Here is a 12254-nt window from a genome sequence, read left to right as displayed (position 1 = left end):
TGCTTAAGGAGAGCCAGCGCAGCGGCAGCTCTGCGCTGGCCATTTTGGGTTATAACGCGTTTTTTACTTTTTCTGCGACATCACTGGGCACCCATTGGGTCCAAATCTCTTCATGATTAATGAGGAAGTTGGTCATGGCATATTCACCATCAGCTTGATTGTTTTCCATCCATGCCAATAAACGGTTCATCTGGTCGTTGGTAAAACCACGGGTTTCTATATAGGTAAGTGCGTCTGGTGCACGCGTAGCGAAGCGCTCAGTCACCACGGTATCAACGTCAGCTGCCGGATACATAGTCGCTTTAGGTGTCATACAATCATTTGAGGTAATACAATCCTTGTAATGCTGTACGTCCGTACCGGTCTCAAAGTCCACTTTTACCATGTCATATTTACCTAGTACAGCAGTCGGTGCCCAATAGTAACCGAACCACGCTTCTTCGCGCTCATAAGCCTTCGCAATCGAGCCCGCTAAGCCAGCACCTGAACCCGGATCGACAATTTCAAACCCACTGTCAGCAAGGTTGAGTGCTTCAAACTGGTTCTCTGACGTTATTTGGCAGCTCCAACCAGCAGGGCAGCCATAAAATGCGGACTTGGAGGCATCTTCTGGATGAGGGAATAAATCAGCATTGGCTTTGATGCCCGAAATGGTTTTCAGCTCAGGGTGTTGTTCTACCATGTATTTTGGTATCCAAAATCCCTCTTCACCGCCTTCCACAAACGCTTTCCCTGCATAGCGAATACGGCCTTCGTCAATGCCTCTTTGTAGGCCTTTACGCATGGAGTTACTCCAGTACTCTGGCGCAATATCCGGCTCACCTTTTTCGATCATCGAGGTGCCCGTTGGCATGGTATCGCCAGGGACAAGCTCGGCATCACAGCCGTAGCCATGCTCCAAAATAAACTGATCGATGTTGGCAATCAGGCTGGCAGAGTTCCAATTCATGTCAGCGATGGTGACTTTGCCACAGTTATGATCGTCCGCACTGGCCGATAACGCCGAGAGCGAGAGAACAGCGGCAGAAAGTAATCGTTTGTACATATGCTTCCTTTCCTTTTCAAACATGTGTCACAAATAATATTAGACCACTAATGAAAATGTTAGGGCTGGTAGTGTGATACGAACCACACAAACTTTATGTTCATCATTGGGGTTATGGTGGCTGGTTATCCCGATGTGCCGTCGAGATCTAAGAGGCGATATGCCCGTTAGTTAATCAATGAGAGAAATGATTTGAAGTCTGGTTCGCCTGCCTGTTGTTGCCATTCAAATAACAAGGCTTCAACCACGGTTATCCAGGCACCATGTTGTCGCATCATCGTAATACCGCTGTGATAATGCGAGGATTGGCAAGATGAGGTTGCATCGGTGACTACGTGGACATGATAGTGTTCTCTCAGTAAGTCGCAGGCGGTTTGATAGACACAAATATGTGTTTCAATTCCGCACAGTATGACTTGTTTGCGGTTAAGCTCTGTCAGGTTTTTTTCTACCTCAGGATGGGCGTAAGCGCTGAACGTTTGCTTCGCAATGGGTGTATTATTTGGCATTAAGTCAGCCAAGGATGAGGTCGTTGGACCGAGCTTATTGGGCAGCTGTTCAACCCAAACCACGGGCACATCAAAGTGCTGGCATGCACGCAGTAACTGCGCGATTTTTTGGTGTAGGTCTTCACTGCCTGCTACTTTTTGCGCCAACTTACCTTGCACATCAACCAATAAGACGACTGCATTTTCGGTGTTTATCATTTTAGTATCCCTCTGTTTTACCAATCAATAAGAATAGCAGTTCCTTGCCATTGAACGGGCTTTTACCCTCTGTAGATATTTATCTTTCAATAAAGATACTTGATGTTGATCAATTTGACGGCTAATGTATCTTCATATGAAGACAAATGGAGAGCCACAATGCACTATTTTATTGCCATTCTCGCACCTATTTTTTGGGGAAGTACGTATTCAGCCGTGGCCTTATTCCTTGGTGACCTCTCGCCCTATTGGATGGCCGTTTGGCGCGCGTTGCCTGCAGGCTTGCTGATGTTAGTGATTAGTCGTCGTGGTTTACCGCTGAGTTTACCGAGAATGCTGGCGGTGAGTTTTTTCAATATTGCGGCGTTCTTTTTACTGCTATTTATCGCGGCATATCGCCTACCGGGGGCTGTGGCCGGCACCTTAGGCGCCACCTTGCCGCTAGTCCTGATGTTATTGCAGTGGTTAACCGAGGGAAAACGGCCAGAGCCTAAGCTGCTTAGCTTGGCATTACTCGGGCTATTGGGGGTGGGTTTGTTGCTGAATCCGTCCACAGATATTGACTGGATCGGGGCGGGAGCGATGTTACTAGCGACCTTCTTTGTTGCACAATCGACACTGTGGATGAAGCGTTGGGAAGCGAAAGATATTTTTGGCTTAACCGCGTGGCAGTTAGTGTTGGGAGGGTTGATGCTGATTCCGTTTGCTTGGCTCGTGGCGGGTCCACCTCAAGCGATCACCGTGCAGGCTTTACCTGGACTCGTATGGGTTATTTTACTTAATACCGCGGTGGGTTATTGGGCTTATATACGGTCAATCACCGTGCTTGGCCCTAACCGTCAGTCCATCATTATGTTTCTTAATCCACTCACGGCGGTGACGCTCGGTGTATTGTGGATCAATGAAACCTTACAGCCACTCCAATGGGTTGGGATAGCGATGATCTTAGCGTCCTTAGTATTGATGAAATTAACAGACAAACCGAAGTCTCAGTTCGTAGAGAAGATGGAGACGGCCACGTAACAATAGTGGCCATATCAGGGGGCGTATTTAATAGCGGTAATGCATTGTCCAAGACACATAGCTATACGTATCATCAATAGCTTGCTCATAATCTTTAGAATGCATTACTACGCTCACATCAGTGCCCCAGCGAGGCTGATAAAAAGCGAGACCCGCGGCGATACTGGCTTGCCAGTGTGTCATATCAATATCGGCATTCTCAGGTGGCTTATCGCCATTGATGGTGATGTCATTAGCGCGGTAGCGCCCCTGAACAGCGGTGTATAGGAATGCCCCTTTTTTACTTGCTTCAAACAAGCGGCTGTCGAGGTGTCGACCTGGCTCAAAGCTTATTCCGCCGAAAGTATTGGCAAGGTCAAGGCCAATACGGTAGCTAAGGCCGGCTGAAAGCTCACTGCGGAAGTTGCCAATATCCGCGCGCCCGGTGACTCCCCATTCTTGATGCTCGCTACGGTGCAAGAGCTGATGGCGCTCATAAGCAAATTGCGCCACTGGCGTATTTTCTACTTGGTAGTCCCAGCCTTTGGGATCGGGAGAGTCAATCAAATCGTGAACGTAAGATTGCCCTTCTTCCGTTTGCGAGGCGGGGCCAACCATACCGAGCATCAGTGACCATTTATCAACCCGTTCTGGCGTTTGCTGGTAGATACCGGGCTCGACAAAAATTAACCCCGCATAGGGACGCTCTTCGGGTTGAGGCGTGGTATAGGTAATATCGTTAGGGGTCCACATCATTTGCCCCATATCGACACTCCAACCTTGCCTTGCCGCTTCATTGAGCGAGAGCTGTTCGGCAAACCAACGGATAGGCGTGACTGACGAAGTAGTGAGATCGTCCGACCAATCTGCATGCCAGTGCGCATAAACGCCACTGGTGTATTGGTTGTCGACTCCCAATGGACTGTCGTTTTCAATCGTTACCCCAAAGCCGGCCGCCAAGGCCGCGCTAGGTGCAAGTAGCATAGTGGGAAACAGTAAAATAGTGCCACTGATCACGCGAGACGGTGTCATTCACATCCTCATTTAGTTGCATCTTCAATGCGAGGCTCTCAGTATGAGTAAAAACGCAGGCTGACACCAGATGAGAAAGGTCAATATCTTGTGAAAGGGTGGTAAGCCGTCAATCAACGATGAAAAGGAACCGTCAAAATGTCAGTGTTTGTAACCGCCGAATGGCTGGCTCAGCGCCTCGATACCGTGATCCCCGTAGACGCCAGTTGGTTTATGCCAGATGTTTCTCGAGACAGCTTTCAAGAATGGCAACAACGACGAATACCGGGCGCGGTCTATTTTGACTTTGACGGGCGTATTAAAGATCTGTCTTCTAGCCTGCCTCACATGTTGCCCGATGAAGAAAGTTTCGCCCAACACCTGGGAGAGCTAGGTATTGCCTCACAAGATACCTTGGTGGTGTATGACACCCAAGGACTCTTCTCCGCTGCTCGTGCTTGGTGGATGTGTAAAGTCATGGGCCATCAGAATGTGTTTATCCTCGATGGCGGACTACCGGCATGGATGGCCTCAGAGGGAGGGGTTGATAATACGCCGCCTCAGCCGCGCGTAGAAGCCACCTATCAGACACAGTTTAAGCCTTATCGCTACATCGATGGTGCGACGTTGGCAGATAAGCTCGCCGCGATTAATGTGATAGATGTTCGCCCTGAAACGCGCTTTTATGGCGACGTCCCTGAACCGAGAGAGGGGATTCGTAGTGGCCATATGCCTGGCGCCACGAATCTTCCCTTTGCCACGTTAACCGACCCACGTGGCTTTGTGATAAATGAGAATGAGGCGCGATTAACTGTGTTACCGCACTTAAGTGATACGCGGATCAACGTGGCGAGCTGTGGCTCGGGGGTAACCGCGTGTATTTTGGCTGCCGTCGCTGAGCATTACTTTGCCTATCCTGTTGCTGTTTACGATGGATCATGGGCCGAGTGGGGAAGTCACGCACACTGGCCGGTTGTGAAAGTGGGTTAACATGTATCCAGTTAAGTAAGAGGTGTGTCGCAAGATTGACTTGATGGTGATCTATGTCACTATTTGGCAGGTGTGCTAATGATATATCCATACATTAAGTAATATTAGGTTACAGAATTGCGCTTTTTTCATACGGAGTGTCAGCCCCTAATGGCAAAACAAAGCATATTTGCCATGGTTAACGAACAGAGGGGCGTTTTGTTTGATCAAGCGTGTTGAATACGATACCTAGCCATTAAAAGCGGAGTACCACTTGCCTCAAAACCTTGCCACCGTCAGTCGCCGCGCTTTATTGCCGGAACGTATCGCTAGCCTTATTGATGCGCTATCTAGTGGGGTTTACGAACGCGAACACACGATCAAAATGTGTCTGCTAGCTGCGCTTGCTGGCGAAAGTGTCTTCTTGCTCGGCCCCCCCGGGATTGCAAAAAGTTATATCGCCAAACGTTTAATAGAGGCGTTTGATAACAGCCAGTTTTTTGAATACTTGATGACTCGCTTTTCCACCCCCGAAGAAGTATTTGGTCCGCTCTCGATTCAGGCCCTAAAAGATGAAGGTAAATACGTTCGTTTAACCGATGGATATTTACCTAACGCGGATGTGGTTTTTCTTGATGAGATTTGGAAAGCGGGGCCAGCGATCCTCAATACCTTGCTTACCGTGGTGAACGAACGCACCTTCAAAAATGGCGAGCATGTCTATCCCGTGCCGATGCGTTTACTCGTCACCGCTTCTAATGAACTACCGGATCCTGATAGTGGGCTCGACGCGCTTTACGACCGCATGTTGCTTCGAGTGTTTGTTAATCGAATTCAAGAAAAGAAAAACTTTAAGTTGATGCTCACCGAGCCTAGCCAAGAAGAAGCATCGGTGTCAGAGAAGCTAAAAATCAGCCATGAAGAGTATCAACAATGGCAAGCTATCATTCCAACGTTAAGCTTTCCCGACGTCATTTTTGAAAAACTCTATACATTAAAGCAACGTTTAGAAAACGCGAGCAATGATCAAACACAGTTTGATCCATCTGAATTGTATGTTTCGGATAGGCGTTGGAAAAAAGCGGTACGTTTACTCAAGTCGGCAGCCTTTTTTAATGGTCGAGATGAAGTTGCGCCGCTTGATGTATTGCTCTTAGAAGATTGCTTGTGGCACAGCCCAGAATCGCGAGACGTCGTGCAAAATGTGATGCGAGCATTTGCCGCAGAGGTCCTATTTGACCAGCAAGAAGTGCTCGCATTAATTGAGGATGTAAAGGCCGCTTTAAGTGATATCGAACTCAGCACGGTTGAAGCGCTATCGTATCGCCAAGATACGAGTAATGCAGGCCTCAGTCGTAAGCCGCTCATCGATATCAGTCAATCTCCTCGCTTTACCGTCAACCAAAGCCAGGATCTTGTTCGCTTTGTTTTACTCAGAGCTAACCCGTCGGTATCAGAACAAGAAAAAGGGGATAGTCGTTGGATATATCTTGATGCTGCTGATGTAGAGAAGAAAGTGAAAACAGGCAGCACAGATTTATACGGTTATGTGAACAAAAATACCCACTTGTGCCGATTAACCCTAGAGTGGGATGCGCAACACACCTTGGTGATCAAAGATATTGCTAACCGGCCGGTCCCAATGGCGCTTGTAGGCATGAATGATCCAGACAGTAAACAAGTGGCGGAATGGAAAACGCAGACCGACCAAGCATTAGCACAATTGCAGCAAGCACAATTTTTGATCCGCCGCGCGCGCAGTCAGCTCAATGCCGGCTTGCCCCATTTATTTGCCCAACCTGATCTGCTTGAGACTGCGTCGGCAAGCTTGGTGGATGTTGAGCATGAGGTGAAAACCCAGTTTGACACTCTGGAACGTCAAGTGAACCGGTTGGCACGACTCGGCGAATTTTTCTCAGGAGTGCGTGATGCTGAGTGCTGAGAGCCTTAATATGGGCTTGATGTTGGCCGAGTCGGGGCTACTCGATGCGGCCATGACAGAGTTGATGTCTCATCCTCAGTTACTCGTACTGACTGAGCGCAGCCCCGCGATTAAACGCGCAGTTAAGCAGCAGCTCAATCGCTGGCGGGGCCACACTAAACGTAAGCTCGTGCAGCAAGGTTTATCCGCTTCATTGAAACAAGAAATTCAGTATTACGAGCATGCGACAGAAAAAACAGCCCGTGATTTTGAGAAAGATATTAACGTCTTAGTGGGAAAGCTAAAGTCGGTGTCTTCCTTTTATGAGCAAGCGAAAAAGCTGGCGTCACACCAAGCGAACCACGCCGATCCGATGTTCCAATCGTATTTTTGCAATAAATGGCACGCGCATTTAAAAGCGGAAATACAAAAAGCGCAATCTGAAAGTGTTGAGGCCCAAAAACAAAAACTGCTTGAGGATTTGTATCGCCGGATTTCAACCTATCAACAAATGGATGGGGTCGATCAATCGGGCGATATCAGTAAAGTTGGACGGTTATGGGATATGGCGGCTAGCTCGCTGTCACAACAAGATGTCACCTTACTTAAGCGATTTGTGACGTTTTTAGAGAAAAACTCAGAGCTGCAAGCGATTGCCGAGCAGTTAGGACGCATGGCTAACCATATCGATGCGGCGGGTCCAAGCCAACAGCCAACGGAAACCCTGAAAACCGTACCGGAAAGGCAAGTCGATGTCCCGGATGACATCACAGGGATATGCCAAAGTGATCGTGTCGATCGCCTCTTGCCTAACGAAGCCGTCCTGTTGGCTGATCCTGCGCTAGAAATGGTATTTTATAAACAGCTTGTCGATAAGCAATTACTTAATTATCAGTTTACAGGGAAAGCCCATCGCCGAAAAAAGGTGGAAACGCAAGCGCCCAGTCAGTCTAAACCAGAACAAAAGAAGGGGCCATTTATCATTGCAGTCGATGCCTCGGGATCGATGAGTGGATTCCCAGAACAGTGCGCCAAAGCGCTAGCGTATGTATTAATGCGTATCGCGGCAACGGAACATCGTGATTGTTACGTGATGCTTTTTTCGACTGATCATATCAGTTATGAGCTGACCGGTGAGCAAGGCTTACAAGAGGCAATGAGCTTCCTCTCGTACCGTTTTCACGGTGGCACTGATATGGCGCCTGTGATCGAAAAAGCGCTTAACCTGATGACGGGTGAACGATATCAAAATGCCGACTTAGTCGTGGTGTCGGACTTTATTGCGCCCAAGCAATCGGACGATATGATAAATAAGGTCGACGCGCTGAAGGCAAAGCAAAACCGCTTTCATGCGGTGAGCTTATCAAAGTACGGTAATCCTGAGTTGATGGCTATGTTCGATCACTGTTGGCGTTATCAGCCCTCTTTAGGAGGACGCTTAATAAATCAGTGGTGGCCAAGTAAAAACATCACGACGCAGAAGTAGGATGTGCTCTTGGGCTTATACCAAGCCATCTGCCTATTCTTCTCCCTAGTATTGACAAGCTTAACCCGGCGACAATTAAGGCGGCTCCGGCCCATTCGACCAATGATAGGCTTTCACCTAGCCCGACGGATGCTGCTCCCATCCCCACAATAGGAATCAATAGCGCAAACGGTGTGACCGATGCTGACGTGTGTTGGTTAAGCAGCCATCCCCAGATAGCAAACGCAACCAAGGTAGAGAGATAGCCAACATAGGCGATGGATATCCAGCCTGATAGTGGCGTGGCTTGTAACAAAGCTAATGGTTGGTGGCTTTCAAACCAATACGACAGCGCAAAAAGCGGAACAGGTGGGATTAGACTTACCCAGACCATAAAGTGCATGAGATTCACGCCTGGCATTTTTTTCATCACTAAGTTAGCGATAGACCAGAAAAAGCCGGCTGCCACAATCATTGCAACTCCCATGAACGTTGCGCTTCCCGTGGAAGTGAAAAAGAATAACCCAAACCCCACAAAAGCAATCACCAGGCCTATTCCCTGAGCGCGTGTCACTGACTCTCTAAATAGTAGGGCGCTAAGAACAATGGTGAAAATCACCTGAGACTGTAATAACAGTGATGCGATCCCAGCTGACGCATCGGCCTGCATCGCAATAAACAGCAAACTAAATTTAATCACGCCTAAGCTCAGCCCGACGGCGAACAGTTGCCAAAGCTTGACCTTGGGACGAGGGATAAAAAACACGGCCGGTAAAGCGACGATAAAAAATCGTAGCCCGGAGAATAATATAGGCGGCAAGGTTTCCAGCCCGACTTTAATAACGGAGAAATTGACGCCCCAAATCAGCACTACAAGTAAAGCGAGCAGAACGCTTTTGATGTTCATAGTCAGTCCCTTACTAAGATAGAGTTACCCTAGCATGGATTGTTGATTATCACGAAAAAGTTGACAAAAAGAATAGAAAATTAGGCGCCTACCATGATGGTAAGCGCCGTAGTCGGTTAACCGAGTAGCAAGCTATCATCGGCGAGGGTTTCACCGCGCACTTTATTGAACATTTCCAATAGATGAGGAACGTCCAGGTTTTTACGTTCGTCGCCATGGACATCGAGCACGATATTGCCTTGGTGTAACATTACGGTTCGATCACCACACGCCAACGCATCTTTCATCGAGTGAGTGACCATCATGGCGGTAAGATTAAATTCATTGACGATGGTTTTGGTCAAATCTATCACGAACGCAGCCATTCGCGGATCTAGGGCAGCAGTGTGCTCATCAAGCAATAAAAGCTTGCTGTCTGATAGCGTTGCCATCACCAAACTCACGGCCTGACGTTGTCCACCTGAAAGTAAACCGATGCTGTCACCCAGCCTGTCTTCCAAGCCTAATCCCAAAATTGCAATACGTTCTTGGAACAATTTGCGACGTTTACTCCCCAGCGCGCGCGTCCAGCCCCGGCCTTTACCGCGCCGATAGGCCAGTGCTAAGTTTTCTTCAATGGTCAATGAGGCGCAGGTACCGGCAAGTGGATCTTGGAATACCCGCGCTGCGAGGGTGGCGCGCTGATGGACAGCCTTTTTGGTAACGTCAATCTCATCAATCATGACTTTGCCGCCAATCATTGGCGTTTCCCCTGTTACGGCGCCAAGTAAAGTGGATTTACCTGCTCCGTTGGAGCCAATAATAGTGACAAATTCCTTTTCGGGAATGGTTAAGTTCACCCCGCGCAGCGCTCTATTTTCCAGCACCGTGCCGGGATTGAAGGTGACTTGAATATTGCTTAGCGAAATCATCCTGACACCTCCGCCTGTTTGGCACGCTTCGATTTTTGATACTGCTGACGCATTTTCGGTGCGATAAGCGCCACGGCAACCAGCACAGCAGTGACCAAGTTCAGATCCGAGGCCTGAAGGCCAAACATCCCGCTAGATAACGCAAAGGCGACCGCGAGACGATATAAAATGGACCCTACAATAACGGCGACGACCGCGACCCACATTTTACGCCCTGGTATCAATGTTTGTCCGAGGATCACTGCGGCGAGGCCAACGACAATAGTACCCACTCCAGAGGTGACATCTGCAAAACTGTTGGTTTGCGCAAAGAGCGCACCGGCGAAGCCGACAAAAGCATTAGATAAGGCAAGGCCAAAGTAAGTATACATCGCCGTACTTCCACCTTGGGCTTTCACCATACGTGCGTTCACTCCGGTGGCACGTAGTCCTAGGCCAAAGTCACTGGCTAATAAGCGGATCACCAGTAGGCTACTAATAATCACCAATACCCCGACCACCAAAGGACGAAGATAGGCAGGAGCAATGCCGAGCGACTCAAACGGAGTCAGAATGGTTTCTTCTCCGAGAAGGGCGATATTGGGGCGGCCCATAATGCGAATATTGATAGAGAAAGCGGCAATCATAGTCAAAATACTCGAAAGCAAATTGAGGATGCCGCACTTAACGGTTAAGAAGGCGGTGATGAGCCCGGTTACCCCACCAGCCAAAATGGCTACGGCTGTGGCCAACCAAGGGTTGTAACCAGCGACGATCATGGTGGCTGCGACCGCAGCCCCCATCGGAAAGCTACCGTCAACGGTCAGATCGGGAAAGTCCAAAACACGAAAGGTCAGGTAGACACCCAATGCGACCAAGCCGTAGATAAGCCCAACCTCTAAGGTGCCAAAGAAGGCGATTGCAGTCATTTACTACTCCAGGACTGATAACGAACTAGTCTACGATGCGCGAGGCGCGATCTAAGATAGACGCAGGCACTTCAAGGCCGAGTTTTTTGGCCGCGGCGCGATTGACCGCAAGATCTGATCCTTCCGCCACTTTTGCGGGCAACGACGACACAGGTTTACCTTCTAGCACGGCGGCAACATAGTCTGCTGTTTGCACGCCCACCGAGTAATAATCAAAGCCAAGTGCGACCACTGCGCCATTAGGGATGTAGGAGGGAGATCCACCTATCACCGGCGTGTCTGCTGAGTTTGCGGCAGCGACCAAGCCATCGATCGCACTGGCTACTGTATTATCAGTAGGCGCATAAATAACATCTGATTGGGTGGCGACGACTTGCGCTGCAGACTGCACGTCGGCACTTTTTAGCGCCGTGCCTTCAATCACTTTGATACCATGTTGCTTCGCCGCCTCTTTGAGTAGCTCTACTAAGGTTACGGCATTTGCTTCACCCGGATTATAAACAACACCGATAGAGGTGATATTTGGCAAGAGCTCTTTCGCGAGTGCTACGTGCTGAGAAACAGGTGAGAGATCAGATAAGCCTGTTACGTTTCCAACAGGGGCTTTCATATCCTTAACCAGCTTAGCGCCGATAGGATCGGTGACTGCAGTAAAAATAACAGGAATGCTGCGAGTGGCGGCGGCAAGCGCTTGAGCGGAGGGGGTTGCGATACCGACTAAGACATCCGGCTGCTCACCCACATATTGTCGAGCAATTTGTACAGCGATGGCAGGGTTGCCCTGTGCTGTTTGATATTTAAAGTCTAGATTTTCGCCTTGAGTATACCCTTTGGCTTTTAGTCCATCAGCAAGACCATTACGCACCGCATCAAGTGCAGGATGTTCAACAATTTGTGACACGGCGACAGTCGCTGTATCGGCCATCGCTGATATAGAGGTACTCAGCGCCAGTATGGCGGTACATGCAATGGCAGCGAGTTTTGGTGTTTTCATGGTGACTCCCTTCTTCTAACTAATGCATCCAAGCGGGATAGCGATGATGCTGTTGCAATGTTGTGTCAGTGTTATTTTTTGTGTTTTTAACCGTGATGACTAAAATCATTCACTTTTTATCTAAATCTAGTCGATTTTTGCTGACTATGACAGCGTTTATCGACTAGTAAGTTGATATTATTAATCTTGACACTAATCCGTGTCACCTCTTTTTTACGGTTTTATCACGCTTAGTAATAGACGTTAACGCCATATTTGTTAATATTATGTTTGCTTTTGTGCTGCGGTGGGCTAACGGTGCAAAATAAACCATGGTTAAACCGAATAAACGCCACAGGGCACCCTTTTTAAACAGTATTTTGATGGTGAGAAATACGTCACTACCCAGGGTCAGTACGAATTTATCTCTGTTCC

11 protein-coding genes are annotated in these 12254 nt (G+C 48.6%); 4 read left to right on the top strand and 7 right to left on the bottom strand.

Annotated features, from left to right (window positions below):
• Window positions 1-49: 49 nt before the first annotated feature.
• Complete coding sequence (locus tag BUQ98_RS13805; protein ID WP_074214382.1) at window positions 50-1045, bottom strand: ABC transporter substrate-binding protein; 996 nt, start codon at window positions 1043-1045, stop codon at window positions 50-52.
• 167 nt (window positions 1046-1212) lie between these two features.
• Window positions 1213-1752, bottom strand: coding sequence for an isochorismatase family protein (locus tag BUQ98_RS13800; protein WP_074214381.1), 540 nt, complete (start codon window positions 1750-1752; stop codon window positions 1213-1215).
• 159 nt (window positions 1753-1911) lie between these two features.
• Here BUQ98_RS13800 and BUQ98_RS13795 point away from each other — a divergent pair, with 159 nt between their 5' ends.
• Window positions 1912-2775 (top strand): DMT family transporter, encoded by an 864-nt coding sequence (locus tag BUQ98_RS13795; protein WP_074214380.1) that lies wholly within the window; start codon window positions 1912-1914, stop codon window positions 2773-2775.
• Window positions 2776-2802: 27 nt separating this feature from the next.
• Here BUQ98_RS13795 and BUQ98_RS13790 read toward each other — a convergent pair whose 3' ends face one another.
• Window positions 2803-3786 (bottom strand): lipid A deacylase LpxR family protein, encoded by a 984-nt coding sequence (locus tag BUQ98_RS13790; protein WP_083605302.1) that lies wholly within the window; start codon window positions 3784-3786, stop codon window positions 2803-2805.
• 138 nt (window positions 3787-3924) lie between these two features.
• Here BUQ98_RS13790 and BUQ98_RS13785 point away from each other — a divergent pair, with 138 nt between their 5' ends.
• The 3 genes from BUQ98_RS13785 to viaA all read left to right on the top strand — a co-directional run bounded on the left by BUQ98_RS13785 (window position 3925) and on the right by viaA (window position 8141).
• Window positions 3925-4755 carry a rhodanese-like domain-containing protein gene (locus tag BUQ98_RS13785; protein WP_074214379.1) on the top strand — a complete coding sequence of 277 codons (831 nt, stop codon included), beginning with the start codon at window positions 3925-3927 and terminating at the stop codon, window positions 4753-4755.
• Window positions 4756-5008: 253 nt separating this feature from the next.
• The gene (locus BUQ98_RS13780) at window positions 5009-6676 is read left to right on the top strand and encodes an AAA family ATPase (RefSeq protein WP_074214378.1); all 1668 of its coding nucleotides are present in this window, start codon (window positions 5009-5011) and stop codon (window positions 6674-6676) included.
• Window positions 6663-8141 carry an ATPase RavA stimulator ViaA gene (viaA, locus tag BUQ98_RS13775; RefSeq protein ID WP_074214377.1) on the top strand — a complete coding sequence of 493 codons (1479 nt, stop codon included), beginning with the start codon at window positions 6663-6665 and terminating at the stop codon, window positions 8139-8141. Before BUQ98_RS13780 ends, viaA begins: the two co-directional genes overlap by 14 nt.
• Here the strand turns inward: viaA and BUQ98_RS13770 are convergent.
• From BUQ98_RS13770 to BUQ98_RS13755, 4 genes are all read right to left on the bottom strand, one after another.
• A complete protein-coding gene (locus tag BUQ98_RS13770) occupies window positions 8125-9027 on the bottom strand; it encodes an EamA family transporter (protein WP_074214376.1) in 903 nt (300 codons plus the stop codon). The two genes, viaA and BUQ98_RS13770, sit on opposite strands and share 17 nt — an antisense overlap.
• A 116-nt stretch (window positions 9028-9143) precedes the next feature.
• The gene (locus BUQ98_RS13765) at window positions 9144-9938 is read right to left on the bottom strand and encodes an ABC transporter ATP-binding protein (protein WP_074214375.1); all 795 of its coding nucleotides are present in this window, start codon (window positions 9936-9938) and stop codon (window positions 9144-9146) included.
• Window positions 9935-10846: an ABC transporter permease gene (locus BUQ98_RS13760; RefSeq protein ID WP_074214374.1), complete on the bottom strand. Its 912-nt coding sequence runs from the start codon at window positions 10844-10846 to the stop codon at window positions 9935-9937. The genes BUQ98_RS13765 and BUQ98_RS13760 overlap by 4 nt, the downstream gene beginning before the upstream one ends.
• A gap of 25 nt (window positions 10847-10871) precedes the next feature.
• Window positions 10872-11840: an ABC transporter substrate binding protein gene (locus tag BUQ98_RS13755; protein ID WP_074214373.1), complete on the bottom strand. Its 969-nt coding sequence runs from the start codon at window positions 11838-11840 to the stop codon at window positions 10872-10874.
• Between the last annotated feature and the right edge of the window lie 414 nt (window positions 11841-12254).

It is taken from the genome of Salinivibrio sp. ES.052 (genome assembly GCF_900141775.1).
Taxonomy (GTDB): Bacteria; Pseudomonadota; Gammaproteobacteria; order Enterobacterales; family Vibrionaceae; genus Salinivibrio.
Note: the sequence above shows the minus strand (reverse complement) of the source record. Positions and strands in the feature narration are given on the sequence as shown.

Excerpts from the sequence above, each read along its gene's own strand:
- BUQ98_RS13805 (WP_074214382.1), bottom strand. The coding sequence starts at position 1,045 with ATGTACAAACGATTACTTTCTGCCGCTGTTCTCTCGCTCTCGGCGTTA.
- BUQ98_RS13800 (WP_074214381.1), bottom strand. The coding sequence starts at position 1,752 with ATGATAAACACCGAAAATGCAGTCGTCTTATTGGTTGATGTGCAAGGT.
- BUQ98_RS13795 (WP_074214380.1), top strand. The coding sequence starts at position 1,912 with ATGCACTATTTTATTGCCATTCTCGCACCTATTTTTTGGGGAAGTACG.
- BUQ98_RS13790 (WP_083605302.1), bottom strand. The coding sequence starts at position 3,786 with ATGACACCGTCTCGCGTGATCAGTGGCACTATTTTACTGTTTCCCACT.
- BUQ98_RS13785 (WP_074214379.1), top strand. The coding sequence starts at position 3,925 with ATGTCAGTGTTTGTAACCGCCGAATGGCTGGCTCAGCGCCTCGATACC.
- viaA (WP_074214377.1), top strand. The coding sequence starts at position 6,663 with ATGCTGAGTGCTGAGAGCCTTAATATGGGCTTGATGTTGGCCGAGTCG.
- BUQ98_RS13770 (WP_074214376.1), bottom strand. The coding sequence starts at position 9,027 with ATGAACATCAAAAGCGTTCTGCTCGCTTTACTTGTAGTGCTGATTTGG.
- BUQ98_RS13765 (WP_074214375.1), bottom strand. The coding sequence starts at position 9,938 with ATGATTTCGCTAAGCAATATTCAAGTCACCTTCAATCCCGGCACGGTG.
- BUQ98_RS13760 (WP_074214374.1), bottom strand. The coding sequence starts at position 10,846 with ATGACTGCAATCGCCTTCTTTGGCACCTTAGAGGTTGGGCTTATCTAC.
- BUQ98_RS13755 (WP_074214373.1), bottom strand. The coding sequence starts at position 11,840 with ATGAAAACACCAAAACTCGCTGCCATTGCATGTACCGCCATACTGGCG.